Source organism: Tunturiibacter empetritectus, from assembly GCF_013410875.1.
Taxonomy (GTDB): Bacteria; Acidobacteriota; Terriglobia; order Terriglobales; family Acidobacteriaceae; genus Edaphobacter; species Edaphobacter empetritectus.
The window spans coordinates 686851-713165 of sequence record NZ_JACCCU010000002.1 but is presented as its reverse complement, the minus strand read 5'-3'; the positions used below and the strand labels follow the sequence as shown (position 1 = coordinate 713165).

17 protein-coding genes are annotated in these 26315 nt (G+C 57.4%); 4 read left to right on the top strand and 13 right to left on the bottom strand.

From position 1 onward, the window contains the following. Positions 1–348 precede the first annotated feature (348 nt). Complete coding sequence (locus HDF08_RS15165; protein WP_179639456.1) at positions 349–963, bottom strand: outer membrane beta-barrel protein; 615 nt, start codon at positions 961–963, stop codon at positions 349–351. A 182-nt stretch (positions 964–1145) separates the two neighbouring features. Here HDF08_RS15165 and HDF08_RS15160 point away from each other — a divergent pair, with 182 nt between their 5' ends. Further along, entirely contained in the window at positions 1146–1409 is a 264-nt protein-coding gene (locus tag HDF08_RS15160; RefSeq protein ID WP_353069633.1) for a hypothetical protein, read from the top strand. A gap of 22 nt (positions 1410–1431) precedes the next feature. Here HDF08_RS15160 and HDF08_RS15155 read toward each other — a convergent pair whose 3' ends face one another. Then, positions 1432–2022: a hypothetical protein gene (locus tag HDF08_RS15155; RefSeq protein ID WP_179639454.1), complete on the bottom strand. Its 591-nt coding sequence runs from the start codon at positions 2020–2022 to the stop codon at positions 1432–1434. A gap of 26 nt (positions 2023–2048) precedes the next feature. Here HDF08_RS15155 and HDF08_RS15150 point away from each other — a divergent pair, with 26 nt between their 5' ends. From HDF08_RS15150 to HDF08_RS15140, 3 genes are all read left to right on the top strand, one after another. Beyond that, positions 2049–2378: an Mpo1-like protein gene (locus HDF08_RS15150; RefSeq protein ID WP_218884718.1), complete on the top strand. Its 330-nt coding sequence runs from the start codon at positions 2049–2051 to the stop codon at positions 2376–2378. Between the two features lie 241 nt (positions 2379–2619). Continuing rightward, positions 2620–9282 carry an Ig-like domain repeat protein gene (locus tag HDF08_RS15145; RefSeq protein WP_179639453.1) on the top strand — a complete coding sequence of 2221 codons (6663 nt, stop codon included), beginning with the start codon at positions 2620–2622 and terminating at the stop codon, positions 9280–9282. Positions 9283–9317: 35 nt separating this feature from the next. Next, positions 9318–9848 (top strand): hypothetical protein, encoded by a 531-nt coding sequence (locus HDF08_RS15140; RefSeq protein ID WP_179639452.1) that lies wholly within the window; start codon positions 9318–9320, stop codon positions 9846–9848. Positions 9849–9927: 79 nt separating this feature from the next. Here HDF08_RS15140 and HDF08_RS15135 read toward each other — a convergent pair whose 3' ends face one another. From HDF08_RS15135 to HDF08_RS15085, 11 genes are all read right to left on the bottom strand, one after another. Further along, on the bottom strand, positions 9928–11037 hold the full coding sequence (locus tag HDF08_RS15135) for a glycoside hydrolase family 130 protein (RefSeq protein ID WP_179639451.1): 1110 nt from the start codon (positions 11035–11037) through the stop codon (positions 9928–9930). A gap of 128 nt (positions 11038–11165) precedes the next feature. Continuing rightward, the gene (locus tag HDF08_RS15130; protein WP_257031162.1) at positions 11166–11522 is read right to left on the bottom strand and encodes a hypothetical protein; all 357 of its coding nucleotides are present in this window, start codon (positions 11520–11522) and stop codon (positions 11166–11168) included. A 167-nt stretch (positions 11523–11689) separates the two neighbouring features. Beyond that, the gene (locus HDF08_RS15125) at positions 11690–12316 is read right to left on the bottom strand and encodes a response regulator (RefSeq protein WP_179639449.1); all 627 of its coding nucleotides are present in this window, start codon (positions 12314–12316) and stop codon (positions 11690–11692) included. After that, complete coding sequence (locus tag HDF08_RS15120; protein ID WP_179639448.1) at positions 12309–15281, bottom strand: sensor histidine kinase; 2973 nt, start codon at positions 15279–15281, stop codon at positions 12309–12311. Before HDF08_RS15120 ends, HDF08_RS15125 begins: the two co-directional genes overlap by 8 nt. Positions 15282–15359: 78 nt before the next feature. Further along, positions 15360–15686, bottom strand: a complete 327-nt coding sequence (locus tag HDF08_RS15115) for a c-type cytochrome (protein WP_179639447.1) — start codon at positions 15684–15686, stop codon at positions 15360–15362. Beyond that, complete coding sequence (locus HDF08_RS15110) at positions 15683–17830, bottom strand: tetratricopeptide repeat protein (RefSeq protein ID WP_179639446.1); 2148 nt, start codon at positions 17828–17830, stop codon at positions 15683–15685. The genes HDF08_RS15115 and HDF08_RS15110 overlap by 4 nt, the downstream gene beginning before the upstream one ends. Positions 17831–18003: 173 nt before the next feature. After that, positions 18004–19818, bottom strand: a complete 1815-nt coding sequence (locus tag HDF08_RS15105) for a CRTAC1 family protein (protein WP_218884717.1) — start codon at positions 19816–19818, stop codon at positions 18004–18006. 222 nt (positions 19819–20040) lie between these two features. After that, complete coding sequence (locus tag HDF08_RS15100) at positions 20041–21777, bottom strand: CRTAC1 family protein (protein ID WP_179639445.1); 1737 nt, start codon at positions 21775–21777, stop codon at positions 20041–20043. Then, a complete protein-coding gene (locus HDF08_RS15095; RefSeq protein ID WP_179639444.1) occupies positions 21774–23663 on the bottom strand; it encodes a CRTAC1 family protein in 1890 nt (629 codons plus the stop codon). The genes HDF08_RS15100 and HDF08_RS15095 overlap by 4 nt, the downstream gene beginning before the upstream one ends. 170 nt (positions 23664–23833) lie before the next feature. After that, positions 23834–25663 (bottom strand): tetratricopeptide repeat protein, encoded by a 1830-nt coding sequence (locus HDF08_RS15090; RefSeq protein ID WP_179639443.1) that lies wholly within the window; start codon positions 25661–25663, stop codon positions 23834–23836. Between the two features lie 16 nt (positions 25664–25679). Next, on the bottom strand, positions 25680–26264 hold the full coding sequence (locus HDF08_RS15085) for a hypothetical protein (protein WP_179639442.1): 585 nt from the start codon (positions 26262–26264) through the stop codon (positions 25680–25682). Positions 26265–26315 lie beyond the last annotated feature (51 nt).

The window sequence follows — 26315 nt, the reverse complement described above, 5'->3', positions numbered from 1 at the left end:
AAGTACAAGCCAAAGCAGCGACAACAGCAAAGGCAGAGGCAAACGCAAACGCAAAGGCAAACGCAAACGCAAACGCAGATCCCCTTCGGGGATGACAACAAAGGGACAAGCAAAAGCAGCGACAACAGCAAAGGCAGTGGCAAACGCAACGGCAAAAGCAAAAGCAAAGGCAAACGCAGATCCCCTTCGGGGATGACAACAAGGGGTGATGGTTCTGCGCGGGCGGCGATTTGGGCGCGGCTTGTTTCGAGGATATTGGCGAAGTGGTGCGCTTCATAAGCCGCGGTCGTTACAGATTATGGGTCGCGACTACATAAGATGAGGGCGGTTCTATAACTTGGGTTGCGGCTACATCATGTGGCGATGGTGCGGGTTGAAGTCGAAGAGGTAGACGACGCCGAGGGTGGTGGCTTTGGGATGGATGCTGCCGGAGGGGACGGCGGGGGTGTTCCAGTGCTGATACTGGAAGTCTACTTTGACGGCGAGGTGATGGGTGAGGCTGTAGTCGAGGCCGACGCCGGGGGAGAGGACGAGGGTGTTGGAGTTGAGGTAGCGGAAGTTGCCGAAGATGTAGCCGCCCCTAAGATAGTCGATTGCGCCGCGGCCGATGAGGAAGTTGGCATAGGGGTGGAGGCGGCCGAGGGGATAGTCGATCTTGGGGCCGAGGAGGAAGTTTTTCTGGCTGCTGGTGGTGCCTTCGTCGATGGGGTAGGAGCCGCGGATCTCGGCGGCGGGGTGGAGGCGGCGTAAGGCGAGGAGGGTGATGTCGGCGCCGGCGGTGATGTCGAGGTTCTTTCCGCCGGCCAGGTTGGTGAAGGTGCCGGTGGCTCCGGCGAAGGTGGAGAGCTGAAGCTGTTGGGTCGCGGTGGGAGAGCTTTGTGCGTGTGCGTTATGGGCCGGGAGACATGGCAGAGAGAGCGTGGTGAGCAGGATCAACCGGGTCAATGACTCTTTAAAGTTCATTCGATCCTCTGCTCTCTCTTCTCTCTTGGTCGAACGCAACGCATGGCTCCGAACGCAGGCCGACTTCCTGAGCGAAGCGGGGGAGTTCACGGTCTTCGCTGAAGGAGTTATCGGCTCGTTGGCCGCAAAGCTTACTTCGTCTCTGTGCCATACTTTGGCTGATGGGACGATGGAGTGGGCGGGTGGTTCGATTGCTGGTGGCGCTGGCGGTTGCGGCCGGAGCGTTGTGGGTGGGGGATTGGGCGGTGCTGCGGGTGCGCGTCTCGCATGGGACGGCTTACGGGGTGGTGCAGGTGAACCAGTTTCTGGCTACTCCGTTGAAGGGCAGCAAGGTGGAGTACGACTATATGGGCACAGCTCCGGTGACGTGCAGCCGATCGATCTTTCCGCAGCAGGGGAATGAGGCGTGCTGGTGGCTGGAGCGGCACAGCACCCAGTGGCAGTGATGCACGGCGGGAGCGAGCGCGGCTAGACTTCGAAGAGTATCTGGACGATCTGCCTGGAGAGATCTTCGGGTTGATGGAAGCGCTTTGGGTTGTCGCCGAAGGAGTCCTGGAGGTAGAGGGCGTCGTCGTCGGTGACCTGGAAGGCGAAGTGCCGGGTTTTGCGATCGATGGCCGGGTCGCCGGCGATGCCTAGGCCTTTGGCGTAGTCGAGGAGGATGACCGAGTCCTGGTGGGTGATGAGGGCGTCGAACCAGGGGAAGCGGCTGCGGGTGAGTTTGATCTCTGCGGGCTTGATGGTTTGGATGGTGGTGTCGGAGGCGGTGACGTCGCCTTGAAGCTGGCGCTTGATCTCGGTGATGTCCTGTTCGAGAGTGAGGACGAGGGTGGTGAAGAAGGGTTTGCCCTGAGTGGTGATGATGCCGGCCTGGTGCTGGGAGCGCCCGTATTGTTCGGCAGCTTCGTGGGACTTTTGCTTGATGTCCTGGGCGAGATTCTCGATCCACTCTTTAGCCATGCTGACAGTTGCTCCTTCACCCGTCGCTTCGCCTGAGAGGCTTGCGATGTGGATGTTTAAGGTTTGACGGCGGCGAGGCGGGAAAAGCCGCTTGGCCATGATGTGGAGGATTTTGATTGCGGGCGGTGAGGAGGCGAGCGTATGGTGTCGCCATGCTTGGTGGACGTAGCTGGGAGAGCTGGATTGCGGAGTATTCGGAGAGCCACCAGCATCCGCTGAACAGGCTGACTCATACGTTTGGGATACCGATTATTATGCTGTCGCTGCCGGTGATGATGGCAGCGATTGTGTGGCACCGATTGCTGTGGGTGGGAGTTGGGCTGTTCTGTTTTGGGTGGCTGCTGCAGTTTGTAGGGCATGCGATTGAAGGGAAGCCGCCGGAGTTTCTGAAGGATTGGCGATTTTTGCTGGTGGGGTCGCGCTGGTGGGCAGCGAAGATGCGTGGGAAGGCCTAGGCTCTTCGAGTAACTCGGGTAGGTGATGCGAACTGGGGGCAGATCCGGCGACTGGCGATAGAGGCTTGTGAGCCTTTGTCGCAGATCTCGTGCAACTTACGGGTAATGTCCCATTGTTACGAAAAAACCTAAAGTCATGATTACCAAAGGGTCAGTGTTCCATCTTGCGATCTCTGGCGTTTCTTCCCCGACTTTGGAGCCACGTCGCAACCTTATCTCCGTTGAGCTCCTGAGGTAAAACATGCTCGCTCCTGTTCGATTTGATAGAAACTTTTTCTGCCGCTTCGGTGATCTGATCCTCCCAACTTGTACACGCCGCGAGGGACGGTCTCGGTTTACAGCGAAGTTATACTTCTGCTTCGCGCTTATCCTGTTTGGCGTTCCTGCGACTCACGCTTACGCCTCTCCTGTGACATTGCCGGGGGTGACGGCGGTTGGAAGCACGTCCGCTGTTCAGACGGTATCGGTTGTCGTGACGGCGAATGGTCAGTTGGGGAAGGTGAGCGCACTTACTGGAGGAGTTGCCAATCTTGATTTTGCTATTTCGGGGGCTGGCTCCTGTTTGACGGGAAGTACACTTGTTGTGGGGCAGACGTGCAGTTTTCCGGTTACGTTCAGTCCTAAATATCCTGGACAGCATATTGGTGCGGTCGCTCTATTTGACGCTTCGGGATTGCCGCTAGGAGATACGTGGCTGGTGGCGACGGGTGGCGGCCCGCTTGCGTTGTTTATTCCTGGCATCATCAGTACGGTCGCCGGGGATGTGTCGTGGATCTACCGTGGAGACGGGCAGCCAGCTACGTCTTCTCCGATCTTTCTTCCATTCGGAGTGGCGGTGGATCCGGCGGGAAACATGTTCATTGCCGATTCGAGCAACAATCGCATTCGGCGGGTGGATGCGGGTACGCAGCTGATGTCGACCTATGCTGGGAACGGCAGCGCAGGTAACAGCGGCGATGGAGGCCTGGCGACGCTGGCTTCGGTCAGCCTGCCGACTTCGGTTGCACTTGACGGTGCGGGCAATCTCTACTTTGCCGATAGCAATAATCATGCGATTCGTAGGGTGAGCGCGGCTACGGGAGTGATCACGACGATAGCGGGCGTTCTGGGAGCACAAGGGTACTCGGGCGACGGCGGGCTTGCAATTCATGCCCACCTGGATACGCCTGATTCAGTTGCGATCGATCCGGCGAAAGGCTATCTCTATATTGCGGACAGTGGAAACAATCTGATCCGGCGCGTGGATCTTTCTACCGGGATTATCTCTGTGTTCGCGGGGAACCGTGTGGCAGCTTATGCCGGGGATGGAGGGCCGGCGGTAGGCGCGAGTCTAAACGGACCGTGGGGTGTGACGGTTGGTCCTGATGGCCAGATTTACATCGCCGATCAGAACAATCACAGCGTGCGTAAAGTCGCGCTGGATGGGACGATTTCAACCATTGCGGGGAATGGAACTTCGGGGTTCGCGGGCGACGGCGGCCCAGCGAGCGCTGCTGTGCTGGATAGTCCGGCGGCGACAGCGATCGACGCGGCAGGAAATATTTATATTGCCGATGCAGGCAACAACAGAGTTCGTAAGGTGAATGCTGTTACAGGTGAGATCGATACGGTGGTGGGCAGCAATCAGGAGTCCTTTAGTGGCGACGGTGGGCCGGCGACTGGAGCGGGCATGTATGGACCCTATGGAATGGCGCTCGATGGATCGGGAAATCTTTATGTCAGCGATGTGTTCCACAATCGGATACGCCTGGTCAAGAGCATCAATGCGGTTCTGAATTTTCCGACGATCCGGGTGCAACGCGTTTCGGCAACACAGGATGAAGAGCTTGAAAACGATGGGAACGCGCCACTGAATATCTCCAGTCTGAATCCAGGAGTGAATACGCAGCTGGATCCTGTTGCTACAACCTGCTCGACCAGCGTGGCGATGGCTTCGGCTTTGAATTGCATCATCGGGGCTCAGTTTGCGCCGACGGTGATTGGCAACACGGTTACGGGAACGATTATTGTTACATCGGATTCGCCGACCAGTCCGCAGACGATCACTCTCAGTGGTAAGGTTTTGACGCTCGATCCATCGACCATCACGTTGAACACAAGCGGCTCTCCCTCTGCCACGGGGGCGCTGGTTACGTTTACTGTCGCGGTGACGAGCACTGGAGTGACACCGACCGGCATTGTTACTTTTCTTGATGGGGCGGCGACGATTGGGACCGCTACGCTCAATAGCGCCGGCGTGGCGCTATTTCCGACGCAAAGCCTGGCGAGTGGGACTCACATTATTACGGCGAGCTATGCGGGCGATTCGAATACCGCGCCGGGTACCTCTACCTCCGTAACTCAGATTGTCAAGGATGGGACGTCGGTTGCGCTGTCGTCGAGTCTCAATCCTTCCTCTCCGCAGGTCAGTGTGACTTTTTCAGCGCTCGTTGTGGGGACGTCGGGAGTTCCTACTGGGAGCGTCAGGTTTCTCGATGGGGGAGTTCTCCTGGGGACGGTGAATTTGGATGCAACGGGAGCAGCTAGTTTTAGTACGTCCACGCTGAGCGTTACGACCCATCGCATTACGGCGAGCTACAGTGGAGATGCCAATTCGATCGCGAGTACGTCGAACACGGTCAATCAGATCGTGGTCGCTTCTTCGACTGCGACCACCCTCACTACCAGCAACCCGGATGTATCTTTTGGGACTGCTGTTACCTTTACGGCGAACGTGACGGGAAGCGGATCTGTAACGCCAACCGGCACGATTTCCTTTCAGGAGGGCACTACGGTTCTGGGTACGTTGACCCTGGACATTCATGGCGCGGCTGCTCTTACTCTTTCCACTTTGTCTGTTGCGGCGCACTCGATTCGTGCCGTGTATGGAGGCGATGCAAACAATGGCGCTAGCTCCTCCGCGCCGGTGCAGGAGACCATCGAGCAAATCAATACTACGACGGCGGTCACTTCAAACGCGAGCACAGCGCCCGCCGGATCGAGTATTCAACTGAATGCGACGATCACACCTAAGTCATCGGTCCCATCGAGCCCGATCACTGGAACCGTGACGTTTATGGATGGGACGACGACACTTGGCGCTGCGACGGTTAGCGGGGGTACGGTGACGATCACTCTGAACTCGCTGGCAGTTGGGCAGCACACGATTTTTGCGATCTACGGCGGATCTTCCATCTATGCCGGGAGTATCTCCACCACGATTGTGCAGAAGGTGCAGCAGGCGGTCACGTCGGGCACGCTGATTGCGTCTGCCAACCCGTCGATCGCGGGGAAGAGTGACACGCTCACTGTTTCGATCACGAGCAATGGAGGCGTTCCTACAGGCGTTGTGACGTTTATGGATGGAACGACGGTGCTTGGTACGGCGGCTCTGAATGCGCAGGGCGTCGCGAGCTTTACGGTGCCTTCTTTCTCCACGGGAACTCATTCGATTACAGCCGTCTATGGAGGAGATAACAATAACCTTGGAACGACTCCCTCGTTGACTTTGACGGTGCAACAGGCGACAACGGGAGTTGTGCTTTCGACCTCTGGAAGCCCATCCACAGCGGGGTTGCCGGTTACTTTGAGCGCTACTGTGACGGGGAATGGATCCGCTCCTACTGGATCGGTTACTTTCTATGACGGCTCGGCTGCTTTGGGTTCGAGCCCAATCAACGCGGCAGGGCTTGGCACGATTTCGCTGTCTACTCTGACGGTTGGGCCTCATACTTTGACCGCAGCCTACTCCGGAGATGCTTATAACGGAACGAGTACGTCGCCTGCGATTACGCAGGTTGTTGTAAAGGCAACGACGACCACCACTCTGACTGCGAGCGCTTCGACGACACCGGTTGGAGCTCCCGTGACGTTCACCGCTACGGTGGCGGGTAGTTCGGGAGCGTTGAGTGGAACCGTCCAATTTATGGATGGCTCGACGGTGATCGGCAGCCCTTCGCTGGCGGCAAACGGAACGGCGGTGTTAAGTATTTCGACGCTGATTGTCGGACAGCACATTATCACTGCTGTTTATCTTGGCGATACGAATGATGCCGGCAGTACTTCGGCGGGCCTGACTCACATTGTTTCGCCGGTCACCGGGGTTGCGCTCGCGTCGAGTCAGAACCCTGTAAGCGCCGGCGCCAATGTGACGTTCACGGCGGCGGTTGGGGGTTCGGAGCCTGCGCCGACCGGAGTGGTTACCTTCCATGACGGATCGGCTACGCTGGCGGCGGTCACGCTGAATGCAGCTGGCGTTGCGGTCTTCAATACGACGAGCCTGGCTTTAGGAACGCACATCATTACTGCATCGTATGGTGGAGACGCTAACAATAATGCGGCTCTTTCTTTGCCGTTGAGCGAGTCGGTGCAGCGCGCGACCACTCAGACTTCGATGGCGGTCAGCGCGGTCACCTCAACGGTGAACTCTACGGAGACTTTGACTGTCACGGTTACAGGATCGGGCGGGATCCCCGGTGGACAGGTTACGTTCCTTGATGGCACCGCTGTGATCGGGACGGCAATTCTCAGCGCAAATGGTTCTGCGAGCCTGTCTGTGTCGAATCTCTCTCTCGGCCAACATACGCTGTCAGCTAGTTACGGTGGAGACACGAACGATGCAGCTTCCTCATCTCCGGCGCAAACGATTACGGTGAACAAAGGTGCGCCTGGTCTTACGTTGGTTTCAAGCAGCAACCCTTCCATAGCGGGACTTCAGGTTGTCTTTACCGCCAATCTTAGCGGAACGACTGTTGCTCCGACCGGCAGCGTTACGTTCACTGATGGCACGACGGTGCTTGGTTCTTCGCCGATTGCCGCGAATGGCAGCGCTAACTTCTCGACCTCGAGTCTCTCGGTCGGGCAGCATACGATCGTAGCGACTTACACCGGTGATGCGAATAATAGTGCTGCCAGTTCGCCGGGTGTTGTGGAGACGATTCAACCGTCGACGAGCACGGTCACGCTGAGCAGCAATAAAAACCCTGCGCTGATTGGAGACGCGGTTACGTTCGCGATGACGGTGAGTGGGACGGGATCTCAACCAACCGGCACGGTGATCCTCCGCGACGGGGCGAACAGTATCGGGACGACGGCGATCGGCGCGAGTGGCCTGGCTACGCTTACTGTGTCTAACTTGACGATTGGGGCGCATACGCTGATCGCGACCTACAACGGCGATTCGAGTCATCCTGGCAGCGTGTCGGGACCTCTGCTCCAGACGATTTTGCAACCGACTGCCAGCACTCTCATTTCAAGCAGCAATCCATCGTTGTCGGGTACCCCAGTGACGTTTACAACCGTGGTATCAAGCAGTGGCGGTTCGCCTGTTACGGGGTCTGTCACATTCCGCGATGGGGCGGTTATTCTCGGGACGAGCATCGTGGGGGCATCGGGGACTTCGACGTTCACGACGAATGCTTTGAGTCCGGGGCAACACTCGATTGTTGCGACTTATAGCGGCGACAGCGTGAGCCAGACGAGCAGTAGTCCGGTGCTGGTCCAGACGGTACAGAACAGCGGCACGACGACTGTGCTGACTACTTCGGGAACGCCCTCGATTGCGGGCGCTCCTTTGACTCTTACCGCGCAGGTGACTGGAAAGGGCGCGGCCCCCGCGGGTCCGGTGAGCTTCGAAGATGGGACTACGGTGATCGGGACCGCTTCGGTGGGAGTCAACGGCATTGCGACTCTTACGACGTCTTCGCTTGCTGCTGGTCAGCATATTCTGCTCGCAATCTATGAGGGCGACAGCAACACTTTGACCAGCACCTCTAATCCTGTGTTGCAAAACATAGAACAACGCACTGTCGTTGCGCTGACTGCGGTCAGTAGCCTGGGGACAATCAGCGGGACGAGTTCGGGAGGCGCTCTGATTGGCAATCCGATTACCTTTACCGCTTCGGTGACTGGCAGCAGCACAACCCCACCCACGGGGTTGGTCACGTTGTCAGATGGCTCTACTATTTTGGGGACGGCGAGTGTTAATGGCTCTGGGCTTGCAACATTCAGTGTTTCAACGCTTGCGCTGGGTCCACATACTTTGACTGCGACCTATGCCGGGGATACGCAAAACTTTCCGGGTACCTCGCCGGAGTTGACTGAAGTAGTGCTGCTGCATACTTCCAAAAATACTCTGACGATCTCTTCGAGTCCCGTGATCGAGAATCAACCGTTTACTCTGGTTGCGACCTTGCAGGGCGATGCTGCTGTGCCGCCGTCTGGTACGGTGGTGTTTAGCTCTGGGGGGAAAACGCTTGGCAGCGCGACTCTGAACGCGTCGGGCATTGCTACTCTGACTACGACCCTGGGGCTGGGGACCTACACTCCGATCGCTACTTATCAGGGAGACTCGCAGTATCTGGGTTCGGTGTCGAGCGCTGTGTCTTTGACGGTGATTCAAGCGACCAACTTCACGATTAGTTTGAATCCTCCGGCGATGCAGTTGAAGACGACGCAGCACAACACGATTCAGTTGACGCTGACTTCGATCCAGAACTTTACGGATGTCTTGTCGCTTGGATGTGTGGGCCTGCCGCGAGCGGCGACCTGCACGTTTACTTCTGACCAGGTGTCACTCGATGCGAACGGGCACCAGACGATCAGTCTGACGATTGATACAGGTTCGCCGCTGACTGCGGGGAGTATTGCAAAGGCCGACGAACCATCCGCTAGCCGGATTGCGCTGTGCTTCCTGCCGGGCGGGCTCATCCTCGGGTTGTCGCTGCTGCGTTCGCGACGTGCCGGTAAGCTGCTGAGCGGCCTTCTGCTTGCGTTGCTCTTTACCGGGGCGATGGCGATCACGGGTTGCGGCGGACTTGATGTACATGGAACTCCTGCAGGGACCTATACCTTCAATGTGACTGCTATCGGCGCCAAGACGGCGGTGACACAGTCTGCTCCGATGACTTTGACGGTGACCCAGTGATCGATTGGTCTGGTCCAGGACATCTCCGAAGATCGTTGCGGAAGCTTGTTGTTCTGCTGTTGCTTGCCGCTGCAACGTCGGCTCTGCACGCACAGGCGCTGCCGACGGCTACAGGGCCAGGGCCGCGGTGGATGGTTGGCGGGACTTACTCGTTCTTTGCGGCAGACTATGGCAAGCGTGACCTTGGCGGAGGGTCTGGCTTTGTCGATTACGCTCGTTCGGAGAGGATCAGCTACGAGGCTGAGGTTCGCTTTCTGACCATCAATGAAGAAGTTGGTACACATCAGTCGACTTACCTTATCGGGGGAAAGTTTCCCTATCGCAGGCGGTGGATGACTGCGTACGGCAAGATTCTTATCGGGGATGGGCGCTTTCATTTTCCGTACGATTACGCGGACGGCAGTTACTTTGTGCTTGCTCCGGGCGGTGGTGTAGATCTGGCGCTTGGAAACAGTCGGTACAGCGTTCGGCTTGTCGATTTCGAGTATCAGTGGTGGCTTAATTTTCCGTTCGGTACGCTGCGGCCTTATGGGGCCAGTACTGGAATCGCCGTTCACTTCCATTAGGCGGATTGAAACAGGTTTGTTTCGTCAGACCCTCAATTGGATATGCGGCTTTTTATTGCTATGAGGGAGTGAGTGCTATTTATTTATTGGGCGCCGTGACGACGGATACCAAAGAGTCGGCACAACCGTAGTAGAGAAACCAGCTGTTGTGAAAGTAGACCAAGCCTTCTGAGAAGGTTGTGCCCGCAGCGTATTGTCCTGTTTTCTCATATGGCATGGTTGGCCTGAGTACCGGATGCTCCGTCTGTTCGACGAGATGCGAGGGATCGCTGCCGCTAAAGAGCGCTTCGCCTACGGCGTAGGCATTCGGACCGAGATCTGGATCGCCTTCCCTCGCAGAATTTTTTCCGTTATACAGAACGACGATTCCTCTAGCAGTGAGGACTGGTGGCGGACCTGTTTCTGGGAAGGTGCTGTCGAAGTGTAACGGACGCGGGCGAAGGATCTCGATGGGATCACCTTGAGCGTTTTCTATGGGACTCCAGTGGATTAAATCGGTGGAAGTGGCCAGATGGATGGCACCCTCTCCCCAGTACATCCAGAACTTCCCGTTAATTTTTGCGGCAATGAGTCGTCCGTTGTCTAAACGAGTTACGATTCCTGCTGATTTGTACTTGAGCTGGTCATACTTGCCGTTCGATGCGCCTGCAAATGCCGGACCGTGTTTGACCCAATGCGTCAGGTCGGCTGAGGTTGCGATTCCCACGGAGTAGGTACTGCGATTCCATTGGGTGTAAGTGAGGACATAGCTGCCATCTAGTGTTTCGACGATCCGCGGATCTTCGACACCACCGGGCCATTCGCGAGATTGCTGCGCGTCTTTGGATGGGTAGAAGACCGGCTCAGATCGCCGCATGAAGTGAATACCGTCTTTACTCTCCGCCAGACCGAGCCGTGAGGTATGTTCGCCAATCTGCATCGTCCCGGAGTTATCTTCTGCGCGGTAGAGGACGTATATCTTGCCGTTGCGAACGATTGCTGCCGGGTTGAAGGTGTGGAGGGTCTCCCAGTTAACCAGGGCTCCGAGCACAGGATCGGTGAAGATGGATCGCGGACGAGGAGTGATGACCGGATTGCCGTTCGCTGGGCGTGTGAATGGGCCGATCTCCCATGTGGCCGCACTCTGCGCCTGGAGCACGTTCGCGACGAATAGTGTCACCACGACAATTACCACGCGATCAATTTTCATGCTGACTAAAGTACAGTGCTTGTGCACTGATAACAAGCTCTCGTTCCTCGGTGTCGATTACAGACTGTTGCGCCCGATGGTCAGGTCAAGATGTCTCTCTTCGTTTCGGCGGATCGTCATTTTGTGGGTTACTTTTCCAGGACGTAGGGGATTGCGAAGCGGCCGATTTGAAGGATTGAGTTGTTTGAGGGCGGCCAGATGCGAAAGGACTCTACACGTGATCCCGTTGCCAGACGATGAGCGGTGACGGTGCCCTGTTCCTTTCCTGTCACGGCCTCGTAGAATTTGACGACGAGGTCGTCTTCACCACGCTGCCATCCGATGACGTAGCTGCCGGCGGCGAGTGAGATGTCTCCGAAGGTGACGGGGGACTGGACTAAAAGGTAGTGGGAGTATTTTCCGTCAGCGGAGTACCCAGCAGTGATGAGGACAACCCCTGCGATGATCTTTCCGCGTGCGTCGATGATACCGGAAGCGGTGCGCATTTCTGTTTCGATGCGCTCCTTCTCGACTGGTGCGCGGGCGGGCAACACAGCCTGTAGTTCTGAAGGCGTCGCGGCGCGCCAGGATGATTTTGATTGCGATAAGGCGACTGAAGAGAGGCTAACGATCAGAAGGAAAGCTAAGAGAGCAGACTTTATTGGTTGCGTTGTCATTTGAGATGTACGATACCCCGCTGGAGAGCTACGGTTGCGGCGTGAGTGCGATCGCTGACGCCAAGTTTGCCGAGCAGGCTGTTGATGTGTGACTTGACGGTGGCTTCGCTGATCTTCAAGTCGGATGCGATCTCTTTGTTAGCGCGGCCGGCTACTATGCGCTCCAAGACTTTCAGCTCGCGATTGGTTAGGGGCTGCGTGCTCATCCGTTCGGCGAGTTTCTCTGCGATGGCGGGAGAGATCAGCGTCCTTCCGCTGTGAACTGCCTGGATGGTGGAGAGGAGCTCGTCAACGGTCATTCCTTTGAGGAGGTAGGCTTTTGCGCCGGCCTGGAGGGAGCGGAAGATATCTTCATCTCCGTCGAAGGTGGTGAGGACGATGAATCTTGCGGTGGAGTCGTCGGCACGAATCTTCAGGATGGCGTCGACTCCGCCGAGGTTAGGAAGCTGCAGATCCATCAACGTGATGTCGGGTTTGAGGGTGCGGTAGAGCTCGATGGCTTGGAGTCCGTCACTGGCTTCACCTACGACTTCAATGTTGGCCATGATGCTGAGCAGAGCAACGAGGCCCTGCCGTACGACGTGATGGTCATCTACTACAAGGATTCGAATGCGTTCAGCCATGGGTTGCTGTCTCTTTTCCTTCTGCGATGTGCGCTTCGAGGATGACGGTCGTGCCATCTTCGGGAGAGCTCTTTATCGTCAGTCGAGCATTAATTTGAGCTGCGCGTTCGCGCATGCCTTTTATTCCGAAGTGGCCGTTTGCTGAGAGATGCTCTTCGGCAAGCGAAAATCCGCTGCCGTTGTCGGAGATGCGTAATGTTAACCGAGTTGAATTGTAGTTGAGGTCTGCGGATACCTGAGTCGCGTTTGCGTGGCGTGCGGCATTCGCCAGAGACTCCTGGGCGATACGAAAGACCTCATCTTCAAAAGACTGGGCGAGAGGGCGGTAGGTGCCGGAGATATTGAGGCGGGTGTTGAGTTTCTTTTGGCTCCACTGTTCTGCAAGCTGCGTGAGCCGGGTGGGTAGGCTGTTCTGCGCAGTAATCGCGCGAAGATTCCAGATGCTGCGACGAGCGTCGGCAAGCCCCTCCCTGACGTAAGTTCTGGTGCGGTCGACCTGCTGGCTGGCGGCGGAGACTTGCGACTGAGCCAGCAGCTGAGAGGTGAGTTCGAGTTGTACGGAGACACCGACGAAGCTTTGGGCCAGGGTGTCGTGGATCTCGCGGGCCACACGGTTTCTCTCAGCGAGAACTGCCTGGAACTGTGATTCAAGCCGCCGAACGCGGAGGCGATAGAGGGCAAGCGCGATGGCGGCGATGAGAAGAAGAAGCAGCAGGAGAAACCAGAGGGTGCGATAAAAGTGCGGCCGCACAGAGAAGGAAATTTGAGCTCCGATTTCATTCCATACGCCATCGTTGTTTGCTGCTTGCACGCGAAAGCGATAGTGGCGCGGCGGGAGATTGGTGTAATAGGCGATACGACGTGAGCCGGCGTCGGTCCATTGCCTGTCGAACCCCTCGAGAATATAGCGGTAGCGAATCTTGGCAGGAGCTACGTAACTGAGGCCGGCGTATTCGAACGCAAAACTGGCATGGCCGGGGGCAATATTTTTCTCGGTCGCTCCTAGGGGAATCTCAACACCATCTACCGTAAATTGCTCGATGACGACTGGGGGAGGGATGAGGTTCTCGATGAGGTGGCTAGGATCGGCAACGGCAACCCCTTTGCGGGTGGCGAAGAGGAGCATTCCTTCTGTAGTTTTCCATGCAGAGGGATGACCCGCGCCGGAGGCTTCTTCGGTTGGCATGCCATCGGCGCGGCCATAAGAGACGGGATGAGGATTGCAGGTTGAAGACGAGCCGCATTTGACAAGCGCTGAAGCGGAGACGCGCGTGAAGCCTCGACCTGAACTTAGCCACAGGTTGCCGTGGCTGTCTTCGAGGATCGAGTCGATGGTTTGGGGCAGATCGTCTCGATGCAGCGGCGCGAAGCCGGCGGCGGGGGACATGACGCTGAGTCCAGCTGCTTTCGTTCCGATCCAAAGTGTGCCGGTTGGATCTTCGGCGAGAGAGGTGATGGTGTTTCCGGAGAGCCCATCTTTTGTAGTGAAGGTTGTGATGTTGCCTCTTCGGAGGCGCGAGAGTCCATTGAGTGTTCCTATCCAAAGGTCATGTTCGGAGGTGGCATGAGATCGGAGCAGAGCGCCTACGAGGTCACTTCCGAGACCGTCGGATTGAGTGAGAGTGACGAACTGGTTGTTCTGCCAGTGCGCCAGGCCGCGGCGGGTGCCGATCCAGAGTGAGCCGTCATCGTCGCTCAGCAGAGAGCGAATGAGGTCATCAGGTAGCCCGTCGGCAGAGGTGTAGGTTCGAACCTTCGCGCCCTCGATACGGTTCAGGCCGTCGGGGGTGCCGACCCACATGCTGCCGTCTCCAGCCGGGGCTAAGGTAAGGATGGTTTCGCTGAGAAGGCCGGTGCGGGTAGAGAGATGCTGAACGTTTTCCGCTTGCCAGCGGTTGAGGCCATCGCTGCTGGTGCCTGCCCACAGAGCGCCGTCGGATGCCTGTGCGATGGCCGTGATTGGGAGGTCGGAGAGGGCAGGAATGGCGCGGAAGTTTTTGTGCCTCAGGATTTGCAGGCCGCTGGTCTCTGTTCCTACCCAGAGATTTCCCTCTTCATCCTGCATGAGGGAGAGGATGCTGTCGGAGCTGAGGGCAGGGACGGGTTGTGGATGGTTGTTGATTTTGTCCAGGGTGAAGAGGCCTTTGTTGGTTCCTATCCATAGTTGGTTTTGATAGTCGACGAGAGAAGACTGTATGTGCGCAGCGGCCAGATCGCGGCTTAGTGGGAGTGTTCGGGTTTGGCCATTCTGCAGGACTGTGATGCTGGTTGCGGTGCGCAACCAGAGGCTGCGGTCGCGGAAGAAGCCGAGGCCTGTAATGTCTTTTTGCGCTGGGATAGAGTTGAGTGGTTGAGGAAGAACTCGGCCGCTTTGATATTGAAAGATTCCGGAGTTCGATGCGATCCAAACGCTGCCGTCGCGAGCGGTGGCGATTGCAGATGGGGCGGCGAAGGACGGAAGAGAGATGGTGGTGAAACGCTGACCGTCAAAGCTGGCGAGGCCATCTGTGGTGAGGATCAAGAGAGTGCCATCTTCTGCGGCGGCTAGGTTGAGGATGCGGCCAGTGGGTAATCCGTTCGCGGCGGAGTAACGGTGAAACGTTCCTGCCGAGTATCGGAGGAGACCGTCGGAGGTTGCGATCCAGAGTGGGCTGGCGTGGCTCTGAGCGAAGCAGCAGATGTCATCGCTGGTGATTTCGGTAGTGGTTTCGTGGTTGAAGACTTTGAAGTCGATGCCATTGAACCGAGCAACGCCGCCTTCGGTTGCGATCCAGATGTACCCGTCGGTGGACTGGAAGATCTGATGGGCGCTGTTTTGAGGAAGGCCGTTTTCCGTAGACCAGGATTGATAGCCGAAGTTATTCAGTGACTGGGAGTGTGCGGAGAGAGAGAGTACGGCGATTCCGCACGAGGTCCAGATGAGGGAAGAACGCACGACGAGATGGAGGCGCGAAAGTAAGTTCATGCGTAGGGTCGATACGTTCGAAAGCATGATGGACGGAGTCGCTTCAGCTTGGATGATACGTCCTCTGTCCGGGAGTACTTATGGATATTTCGGCTTTTTGTCACGGCAGGAGTGGAGGTAGGCGACGAGGTCATCCACTTCAGCCGTCTTCAGGATGTTGGCGAAGGATGGCATCTCTCGTCCCCCCTGAACAATCTGCGTTCTGATCTGAGTTTTGTTGAGCACGCGTCCTACCCCGGAGAGGTCGGGACCCTTGTCGCCGCCCACGTTGCGGATCGTGTGGCAGTGTTGGCAGCCGTTATTTACAAACAATGCTGCTCCGCGCTGCTTCGCGGACTCGGCGAATGCCGGGAGACAGGAAACGGCTGCGAGGGCAAAAAAGAGTGCAGAGCGCAGCAGATTCATCGAGCAGATGTTCCGGTGTTGGCGGCGGGCTCGACGGGGGAATCTGTGTGTGTGTGCCAGGGTACGGTCTCCGATGCGATTTCGTTGTGTTTGCGCAAGAACTCGAGCGCGTAGGTGCTGGCTGTGGGATCGTCTTTTTGATCTGCGAACATTGCGGCTTCGTGAGAGGCCTTATCTTTCATGCCGAGACGGCGGTAGACGATGGAGAGGATGTAGTGGGCAGCGAGATCGTCTGGGTCGATGGATTGGAGGGTCTCGTACTCTGTGCGAGCTTCGTCGTACTTGCGCTGCTGATAGAGTGAGAAGCCTAACTCTTTATGGGCGTCACGTGAGTTTGGAAATTTTTCGATGACCTGGCGAAGGTCTGCGATGGCGTTGTCAACCTGGCCCTGGTTGCGTTCGACTAGTGCGAGGTAGTACAGAGCGCGCGAGTTGTGAGGGCTGAGAGCGAGAGCTTTGTTGAGACTGGCGCGGGAGGCGTCGTAGCGCTCCCACTGGAAGTTGGCGATGGCAATGTTGATAAAGGCGTCGGCATAGTCGGGACGGAGTTTGGCGACCTGCTCGAACGCGCGGCCGCTCTCTGCGTACTGTTGTGCGTCCAGCATGGCGATGCCGTAGTTGTTCCATCGCATCCAGAGTTTGTTGTCCTGCGGGTCGACCGCGGGGGGATTCTCGCCGAGGGTGAAGGTGCGTGTGCGCTCGGACATGGCAACGACGGGCATCTCGTAGTGCTTGCCCATTCCGAAGTCCATGAAGTGCTGATCGAATCGGCGATAGTTGACCCGCGCGGTGACGGTGATGGGACCGGCTGCGTCCGCGGGTACTTTGAATTGGTAGCGGACGAGCTGTGATCGGCCTGAGGCGATGGTGTTGTTGTAAGCCACCACGCGATTATCCCAGACCTGGTGAAGATCGTTGATGGTCCCTTTGGTGTTTACGAGGCGATTGGTGAAGCTGTGTGCGCGAGGGTCTAGGTCACCGTTGGGTTGGATCGCGCCGGAGTGCATCAGGATACGGCCGGAGGAATCTTTGGCCTCGAATTCGACCCAGCTCTCGTACATATCGCGCTGCTCGGGTACGTGGCTGTGTGCGATGCCTTTGTTCTGAATGATGATCGTGGTGGTGAGGAGGTCGCCGGGCGAGACGGTGAAGTTGTCGCTGCCGAGAGGCGCGATGATCTTGCCTCCGTTTCTCTCGAGGCCGAAGATGTCGACGTTGAAGACACCTGCTTTGAGGAAGGCTATGGTCTTCTCCATCTGAGTGTCGTAGTTGTAGAACTTTGGAAGAACAGTGTTGGCACCTAACCATCGGTGAGAGGCAAGCTTGCCCTCTTTCGCGCCGGAGTCGGAGGTGGTGAGAGCTTCGCGGGTCATGTGGCAGGTCTGGCAGGTGGAGACCTGGTCTTTTACGTAGAAGGGAAGCGGCGACTGTTTTGCGAAGGAGGAGAGCTGCCACTCGTCGGAGAGGAAGATGGCGCGCTGCCATTTGTAGTCGTTGAGTTGTTTGGGGAGGGCGGCCTTATGACACGCAGCGCAAAAGTTGCTGGTGCGATAGAAGTCCTTCATGACGGCTTTAGAGTGGCGGTCGAGATGGGCGAGAATCTCCTTGTCGGAGACCTCGCCGTAGATGGGTTGATTGTTTTCGTCGAGCAGAGCTGCGGGCTGCGCGAGAACGTAGCTTCCTGTGCCGCGGGCGTCAACCTTCTGGATGGAGTGACAGACGGTGCAGGTGATTCCGTCTTCGTCGAACTTGCGATTTACCCGGGAGCCCTTGGTTAGCGCGCCAGAGACGAGGGCGATTGGGTTGTGACAGCCTTCGCAGTGGCGGGTGTATTCAATGCCCTTTTCCGCAGTGAGCAGGTTTGTGTTTCTGATGTACCAGGGGGCGCGAAAGGAGTTGGCGTGAGCGGACTGACGCCATTCTGTATGCGCTTCCTGATGGCAGTGGCTGCAGTATTTGGCAGTGGGGAAGGCTTTGGGGTTGATGAACTGGCCGGTTTCGGTGGTTGCATTTGACGGGAGGAAGGGCTGATCGGCGCCGAATCGAAAGTTGTAATGTTGTTTGACTGATTCGGTATAAACCTCACGTTGCGTGGGGGTCGTGACAGCATCAGATGCGAGAGCTCCATCACTTTTCAAGGCCATGAAAAATGAGGCGATTGCGCCGCACAGCACTGTACAGAGAAAGATGCGACCGATCCGGCTGTAGGGCAATTTCATAGCAACTGTGAATTCTATTGAAGCGGTAAGACTGTTAGCCATCCTCTTACGGGCTGATAGAGATCTCAACCAAAAGATTGAGTGGGGAGGGATGGAAGTTAGAGTCTTGCTCCTTTACCTTCTGCCAGAGTAACGATCTGGTCAACCTTGGTAACTGCGAACTTTTCTTTGACTCCGCTTGGCCAGCGAACTTCAACGGAGTCGATGGTTGTGATGTCGCCGAGGCCGAAATGCACGCGCGGGTCGTGGGTGGAGGCAAAGCTCCCACCAGAGGTAACGTCTCCGCGTTGTCTCTGGGTTCCCGCGGTGAGATAGACCGTGGCGCCGATGGCGTCTCTTGGGCTCTTTGGACCGCCTATCAGCTTCAGTTCGATCCAGTGGTGATGGTCTTGCGAGACGTTGCGGAGCAGGCCGGGGTGACCATCGAGGGAGTTGATGACGACATCCAGCTTGCCGTCGTTGAAGAGATCTCCGACCGCCATGCCGCGGCCAACGTAGAGGCTTGCGAGCGCGGTGCCTTCGACTGCAGGTTCGAAATCAAATTTTTTACCCTCGATGTTGTGAAAGAGGAGCGGTCGTTCTGCCCAGGTGGTCCCCCAGGATGTGTGATCGACCTGCGGATAGACGTGGCCGTTCGCGATGATCAGATCTTTCCAGCCGTCGTTGTCGAAGTCGAGGAATGCGGTCCCCCAGCCGAGAAAAGGAATTGTGGGTTCGGCGATGCCCATCTGATAGCTGATATCGGTGAAGTTGACGTCGCCGTCGTTGCGGTAGAGCGGGTTGTAGTCGTCAGAAAATGTGGTGTTGTAGATGTCGAGCAGGCCGTTATTTCGGTAGTCGCCAGTGGCGATGCCCATTGAAGCGGTCTCGCGGCCGTTCTCATTGAGTGCGTATCCGGAGGCGTAACTCACGTCTTCGAAGGTGCCGTCGCCTTTGTTGATGTAGAGGTAGTTCGGCGTTGAATCGTTCGCGACGAGTAGGTCGGGCTTGCCGTCGTTGTTGACATCGACGAAGACAGAGGCGAGACCGTAGAAGCCGTTTTTGTCGGAGACACCGGCTTTCTCGCTGACGTCAGTGAAGGTCCCGTCGCCGTTGTTGTGGAAGAGGTGGTCTGGCTCTCCCTTGAGACCGCGCGGACCGCACATGACCTTCTCGCCGCGAAACTGGCAGAAGCTGTAGGAGACCTCCTTGCCGCCAGATCCGGGCTGATTTGCGAGGTCGTAGTGAACGTAGCCGGGAACAAAGAGATCGAGTCGCCCGTCACCGTCGTAGTCACCCCAGGTGGCGCCGGTGGACCAGTTGCCAAGACTGACACCAGCTTTCTCTGCGACGTCGGTAAAGGTTCCGTCGTGGTTGTTGTGGTAGAGACGATTTTTGCCGAAGTTGGTGACGTAGATGTCGGGCCAGCCGTCATTGTCGTAGTCCGCTATGGCGACGCCGACGCCCCAGCGGTCATTGGTGACGTGTGCCTTCGCGGCGACGTCGGTAAAGGTACCGTCGTGGTTGTTGTGGAAGAGAGCGGCGTGGGGGGGTGTTGCTTTGCCGCTGATAGCGTCGGAGGTGGAACCGTTGACGAGATAGATATCGAGCCAGCCGTCGTTGTCGTAGTCGATGAGTCCGACGCCGGAGCCGATTGTTTCGATGATGAATCTTTTTTCGGGCGTGCCCATGGTGTGGATCCATGAGGCCAGTCCGGCTTTTGCGGCGATGTCCTGAAAGATGACTGGGCCACTCTTTACGAAGCCTCCGGCAGTGATGGGTCTCTTCTCTTCGTCGAGGACTGCGCGGTGAGCTCCGCCGGTGTTTGATCCTCCTGTTGCCGGAGCCTGGCCGCCCTCTTGAGGCTTGTCAGATTGCGCGTCGGAATGGGAGTTCGGGGATGTGGACTGAGCGATTGATGCCGCTGTGCTCAAAAAAAGTGTCGCGTAGAGAGCAAAGGTAATGGAAGGTGAACAATGGCGAGAACGATGGTGAACGGTCACGAGCGTGTCCTTATAGTCTTCCAGTTTCGAATTCGCAGGAGAAGCTAAGTCCTTCGTCTCTGCATCGGTTTGCCGGATGGTTGATGCAGCATCATGTCTACCATAGACCCCGAAAGAGTGGGTTGAGAGCACTGTTTTGCACTATCGCTGTTTTTAATTTGCCGATGGCACCCGGCCATCTCCCTCGGTCAGGTCGATCATGCGATCCACCGACGCGGGAGGGTCAAAGATCTCCATCTGGCCGTTGGGCCAGCGAATTTGAATGCTCGTGAGGTGCGTCTCCGTGCCGAGGCCAAAGTGGAGACGGAGATCGCTTGACGAGTTGTAACTGGAGCCGCTACGAACCTCGTCTACCCAGAGGCGCTTTGCGGATTTCAGGGTTACGCGCGCGCCAATGGCATCACGGTTGGAGGATGTACCTCTGAGATGAAGGCCGAGCCAGTGGTTCTGATTCCTCGCGAGGTTGACTAAAAGCATTGGACGATCGCTCAGGTTGTTAATCACGGCTTCGAGGCGTCCGTCGTTGAAGAGGTCCGCGATGGCAAGGCCACGGCTGGAGCGTGGGTCGACGAGCCCGGGGCCGGAGGTCTTGCTGATGTCGCGGAACTTTCCGTTGCCCAGGTTGTAGTAGAGGAGGCGAGGCTCGCGATAGGACGAACCTAGTTTGGCGGAGTCGACCTCGGGATAGACGTGGCCGTTCGCAACGAGAAGGTCGGGCCAGCCGTCGTTGTCGACATCGGCGAACATGGCGCCCCAGCCGAGGGCATCGGTGTTGATGCCAAGCCCTGCGGCGAAGGTCATGTCGGTATAGGTGCCGTCGCCATTGTTGCGATAGAGGGTGGAGGTGTCGTCGGAGAAGTTGGTTTTGAAGAGGTCGAGTCTGCCGTCGCCGTCGTAGTCGGCCGTGGTTGATCCCATCCCGGCCTGTTCGCGGCCGTCTTCGTTGAAGGCTACGCCGGCGTCGGCGGCAGTGTCCTTGAAGGTGCCGTCGTGGTTGTTTCGATAGAGGATGGCGGGTGTGGAGTCGCAGGCGACGTAGAGATCGGGCCAGCCATCGTCGTCGTAGTCGAGCGTGGTGATGGAGAAGCAGTAGTGGCCTTGTGTTCGTTCGAATCCACTGGGCTTGCTGACGTCTTCGAACTTTCCGCCGCCAAGGTTGTGGTAGAGGATGTTCGGTGCGCTCTCGAGGCCGCGTGGACCGCACATGACGGGCACTCCCTTCCAGATGCATCCTGAGGTTTGGCCCGGTGTTGGAGTGCGGGCAAGATCGAAGTGCACGTAGTTGGCGACGGCCAGGTCCAGCTTGCCGTCGCGATCGTAATCGACGAAGGCGCAGCCGGTGCCCCACTCCTTGCCTGTGCCGGCGACGCCTGCCTGCTCGGCTACCTCTTTGAAGGTTCCATTGCCCTGGTTGTGGAAGAGGCGGTTTTTGCCGTAGCCGGTGACGTAGATGTCGTCGAATCCGTCGTTGTCATAGTCTCCAACGCATGCTCCTTGCCCCCATCCAGTGGAGACCAGGCCTGCCTTTACGGTGACGTCGGTGAAGGTTCCGTCGCGATTGTTGTGGAAGAGATGATTGGTTGGCTTTGCCTGGCCGGCTGCAGAGGTTGTGCCGGGCAGGTTCGTGCCGTTGACGAGAAAGATGTCGGGCCAGCCGTCGTTGTCGTAGTCGAGAATGGCGACGCCGGAGCCGGTAGCCTCGATGATGTAACGCTTGGATTCGACGCTTCCGTTGACATCGCGAACAGTGATGCCAGCCTTCAAGGCGACATCCACAAACCAAGCGGGGGGAGGATGATCGGTCGTTGGCGGATAGGGCTGCTGCTCTCCGAATGCGGTCGCCGCAAAGAAGAAGATGGCCGCGGTTCGAAGAAAGGAGCTAAGCTTCATGGCTTTGGGGTCGTTGCTGGAGTGGTTGACGCTTTAGATTGCGAGGAGGCGCCCATGGCAACTGTCTTCAGAATCTTTCCGCCCTCTTGAATGACATAAAGATGATTGGCCGCAAGGTCTGTGAGTTTGTCGGTTGTGCCGGAGGGCCACTTGATTTCGACTGAATCTGCTTTAGCGGAGTGGTCGAGGCCGAAGTGGATGCGGAGATCGTTCTGGGAGTAGTAGCTGCCGCCGCTTCGAACTTCGTCGATTTGGATAAAGGGTTTGGCACCGTCTGGTGTTGCGGTTGTGACGCTGATCTTTGCGCCGATGCCGGAGAGGTTTGACTTTGTGCCTACGGTGCGGATCTTGATCCAGTTGCGGCCAGTCGTCGATTCGCAGCGGAGCAGCTGGGGAAGGCTGTTGATGCAGTTGACGACCACGTCCACTACGCCGTCGTTGTCGTAGTCGCCGAAGGCGCAGCCTCTGCCGGGGGCGGGTGTTGTGATGCCTGGACCACCTTGCGTGGTCACCTCTTCGAACTGCCCGTTGCGGAGATTGCGGTAGAGGTACTTGTGTTCGGCGTAGGGCGCGTCGATGGCGGTTCCGTCGACCTCGGGATAGACGTGGCCGTTGCAGATGAAGATGTCGGGCCAGCCGTCGTTGTCCATATCGAAGAAGCCGACGCCCCAGCCGAGATAGCGGGTGTTGACGCCGAGTCCGGACATGTAGGTGTGGTCGTCGAAGTTCCCGTCGCCGAGGTTGACGTAGAGGGAGTCGGTGTCGCCGGCAAAGTTCGTCTTGACGATGTCGAAGTGGCCGTCGCGATTGAAGTCGCCAATAGAGACGCCCATGCCGGCCTGCGGCTTGCCGTCGGGTGAGTAGGCGATGCCGGACTCAATGGCCACATCTTTGAAGGTTCCGTCTTTCTGATTCTGGTAGAAGGTGGCGGCGGTGGAGTCGTTGGCGACGTAGATGTCGGGCCAGCCGTCGCCGTCGATGTCCGAGACAGCTACAGATAAGCCGTAGGTGCCGATGGTCTCCCACATTCCGGATTTTTGTGAGACGTCGGTGAAGGTTCCGTCGCCGTTGTTGCGATAGAGGATGTTCTTGCCGCCCTGGAGACCGGGAGGACCGCAGGCTACCTGAATGCCTTTGTAGGCGCAGCCGGCGGCTTCGGGGAGGGGAGCTGTCTTGATGTCGAAGTCGATGTAGTTGGCGACAAAGAGGTCGAGATGGCCGTCGCGATCGTAATCGATGAAGGCACAGCCGGAGTTCCAGCGCGTCTTTGACTGGAGCAGGCCAGCCTTCTCGGTGACGTCGGTGAAGGTTCCGTTGCCATTGTTGCGATAGAGAACGTTCTGACCGTAGTAGCTGACGAAGAGATCGTTCCAGCCGTCGTTGTTGTAGTCGCCGACACAGCAGCCCTGACCCCAGCCAGCGCGGCCTACGCCAGCTTTGAGGGTGACGTCGGTGAAGGTGCCGTCGCGATTATTTTTGAAGAGGCGAGAGATGGGTTCCTGCCCCTTGGGAAAGCCGTCGAGCCGCGTGCCGTTGACCAGGAAGATATCGATCCAATCATCATGATCGTAGTCGTAGAAGGCCACGCCGCAGCCAGTGGTTTCGAGGAGATATCGATTTTTGTGTTCGCCGCCGTAGATCGTCTTTGCATTGAGTCCGGATTGACGCGCTACATCGATGAAGCTGATGCCGAGAGGAGTGCCTGCGACGGGTGAGGGAAGGAGTTTGGGAGCGGGTCGGGGTACGGCGTCGTAGGTGGGGCGCGATCCCATCTGCTGGGCCGGTTGAGAGGTTTGCGGCGCTGCCAGAGCCAATACGTCATCAAGCGAAAGAACCAGTGCGGTGGTCGAAAGCGAAGTAAGAAAGTTACGGCGAGACCAATTCAAATGGATGCTCCTGAGACAATGGCCCGGTACTGGCGTTCGAGGCTCTCTTCGCCGTGGTAATTGTAATCACAAAATCGAAGACGATTGAAAGAGTCTTGAAATCTGTGCGCGGTGTAGAGAATCTTTACGTGCTAAGGCAACAAACGCTTGTGAGTACCGTAGTGTCGATTCTATGGGCGAGCGGAAGGTGCCTCGCCTGGGGTGGAAGTATTCGCGAGAAGTTTTTTTGCTTTCTGTCGCTCTAGCGCGGCATCAGCGCTTCGTCCCTGCCTGTCGAGAGCGTCGGCCAAAACGGAGTGAGGCTCGCTGTAGTTCGGATCTGCATCGACTGCGGATTGCAACTGTGCGATTGCCTCGGCAATCTGACCTTGCTTGAGCAGAGCCTTGCCGCTATCGAGGGCAAAGTTGGCACGCTGGCGGCTGACAGCGATACGGCTGAGGGATGCGGCTTTTTTCCGTTCGGCTGCAGCGCCTTCAGAGTCTCCCTGCTGGCTGAGGATGGCGGCAAGGCTGATGTGTGGACTGGGCTGGTTGGGCAGAAGATCGATGGCAAGTCTCAAGGCGGCTGCAGCCTTTTCGGGATCGTTGTTATTTTTATAAACATTGCCGAGCAGCGCCCAGGCCTCACCGTTGTTGGGGCGCAGCGTGGTGACATTCTCCAATTCGGTCTGCGACTCTGCGAAGCGTCCGAGCTGCATGTAGAGTACGCCGAGTGTGTAAGGCGGATCAGGCAACCTGGGATCGAGTCGTTCGGCGCGTACGAACTCCGCGATCGCTGCGTTTGGATCGTCTTTCAACTTCAACGCCAGCCCAAGATCGTAGTGGAGATGTGAGTTGTCGGGTTCGACCAGGAGGCCTGCACGAAACTGCTCTATGGCGTGGTTGAGATCGCTCTGTTGAAGATAGGCGACGCCGAGGTCTTGGCGCAGGGTGGGATTTTTCTCATCCAGTACAAGAGCTCGAAGGTAGAAGAGGATGGCGCCCTTGGCGTCGCCTGTCTGCACAAGAGCGAGTCCGAGGTTTGTGAGTACGGCAGAGTCCTGCGGCCGGGCGGCGGCGACCTGTTGAAAGAGTGGAATAGCTTCGCGGGGATTGTCGTTCGCCTGAAGGGTAAGGGCGAGTTCGTACTTGATGTCTGTCGAGGCAGGATCAACAAGCAGCGCATGCCGAAGGACGGTGAGGGCCTTCTCTTCCTGTTCGTTCGCCCGTAGGGCGCGACCAAGTTGCAGCATGTATTCGACGTTTTCTTGAGAGATGTCATTGGCTTTGGTGAGTTCGCTGACTGCGTCTGCAAGGTTGCCTTGATTGAGAAAGACGGAGCCGAGGTGGTAGTGCGCGGATGCGAGCGATGGCTCCAGTGAGATCGCACGCTGAAACTGAACGGTGGCGTCACTGTAGGTTTGCTGCTGCGCGAGGACGGTGCCCAGGCTATCGTGCAGGGCAGCGTTGTCAGGGGAGCTATTGAGAGCTGCCTCCAAGTTTTTTTGAGCGGTGGCAGGCTCTCCCGTTGCTGCGAGGGAGGCGGCGTAGGCGATGGAGGCCTGTGGCGTGAGTGCCTGTACTGCATCGCTCTTCGTTTCGTTGAAGAGCTGAAACATCTGCACTGATTTTTGGTATTCCCGTAGCTGAGAGTAAGCGATCGCCAGGTTAAGGGTGGCATCTGAGTTCTGCGGATCGAGTTTATGCGCCTGTTCGAGTTGATCGGCAGCGTATGGGAGATCTCCCTCAGCAAGTAGTACGGTGCCAAAGGCGCTGTGGCCAGCCGCGACCTCAGGAGCTAATTTGACGACTTTTGCGAACTGAATGTGGGCGGAGAGTAGATCGTTTTTAAGATAGGCTGCGGACCCGGCACGAAATGCCTCTTCGGCCTCTTTCACTCTGTCGGTTGTAAGGGTCTGTGACGAAGCTGCCGGTGCGGAATTTGTCTGTGCCTGCGCCAGGGGAATCATCGTCGCGAAGGCGATACATCGCAGAAGCGGACGTGTCGGAAAGAGTTGCATCTGAGCCCGATTGTAATTACGGATGGAGGGAAGTGGGGTTGGTCGTTTTAGCTGGCGTCTGCGTAAAGTCGACATAGTCGCGACCGCCATAAAGGCGATATCCGGTGCCGTTGGGCGCGGTCAGGATCTGTAGAGGAGTCGGGCGGTGGAGGGTGGCGTCTTTGGTGGTGGGGGCGGAGAAGAGATCGTGGCCGCCGATGTCCATCACGACGAAGGTGTTGCCAGCAACAAAGCCGCAGCCGTATGCTCCAGGCCTGAGCGTGTGTCCTTCGATATCGATCGATGCCTCAGTGATGAGATAGGCCTGATATTTCTCCTGCACCGAACTGGAGTAGCCTGCGGTATCCACTAGTGCGACTAGAAGCAGCGCGTCTTTCGCAAATTGCACTCCGCTGGAGTTTCTGGATTGAATAGGCGCGCTCTGACCTCGGAAAAAGACGGTGGCGGGCAGGAACTTTGCTGCTTCAGCCGCAGTGAGGGTCTTGGATTCAGCGATGGTGGCTGAATCCTTCTGGTATCGACCGGCCAGTGGAGATGCGGCGTGTCCGAAGGAGATCGCGATAGCCAGCAATGAGAGGGAGCACAGGAATCTACGAAGCATGTGCGGCATCTTATCAGTCGCATCGTCGTTAGAGAACACGGCAGCATGTAG

What these genes read in the sequence shown, in the direction of transcription:
- HDF08_RS15110 (WP_179639446.1), bottom strand. Translation starts at nt 17,830, where the DNA reads ATGGCCTTGAAAAGTGATGGAGCTCTCGCATCTGATGCTGTCACGACC.
- HDF08_RS15090 (WP_179639443.1), bottom strand. Translation starts at nt 25,663, where the DNA reads ATGCAACTCTTTCCGACACGTCCGCTTCTGCGATGTATCGCCTTCGCG.
- HDF08_RS15120 (WP_179639448.1), bottom strand. Translation starts at nt 15,281, where the DNA reads ATGAACTTACTTTCGCGCCTCCATCTCGTCGTGCGTTCTTCCCTCATC.
- HDF08_RS15145 (WP_179639453.1), top strand. Translation starts at nt 2,620, where the DNA reads ATGCTCGCTCCTGTTCGATTTGATAGAAACTTTTTCTGCCGCTTCGGT.
- HDF08_RS15135 (WP_179639451.1), bottom strand. Translation starts at nt 11,037, where the DNA reads ATGAAAATTGATCGCGTGGTAATTGTCGTGGTGACACTATTCGTCGCG.
- HDF08_RS15165 (WP_179639456.1), bottom strand. Translation starts at nt 963, where the DNA reads ATGAACTTTAAAGAGTCATTGACCCGGTTGATCCTGCTCACCACGCTC.
- HDF08_RS15100 (WP_179639445.1), bottom strand. Translation starts at nt 21,777, where the DNA reads ATGAAGCTTAGCTCCTTTCTTCGAACCGCGGCCATCTTCTTCTTTGCG.
- HDF08_RS15115 (WP_179639447.1), bottom strand. Translation starts at nt 15,686, where the DNA reads ATGAATCTGCTGCGCTCTGCACTCTTTTTTGCCCTCGCAGCCGTTTCC.
- HDF08_RS15155 (WP_179639454.1), bottom strand. Translation starts at nt 2,022, where the DNA reads ATGGCCAAGCGGCTTTTCCCGCCTCGCCGCCGTCAAACCTTAAACATC.
- HDF08_RS15085 (WP_179639442.1), bottom strand. Translation starts at nt 26,264, where the DNA reads ATGCTTCGTAGATTCCTGTGCTCCCTCTCATTGCTGGCTATCGCGATC.
- HDF08_RS15130 (WP_257031162.1), bottom strand. Translation starts at nt 11,522, where the DNA reads ATGCGCACCGCTTCCGGTATCATCGACGCACGCGGAAAGATCATCGCA.
- HDF08_RS15125 (WP_179639449.1), bottom strand. Translation starts at nt 12,316, where the DNA reads ATGGCTGAACGCATTCGAATCCTTGTAGTAGATGACCATCACGTCGTA.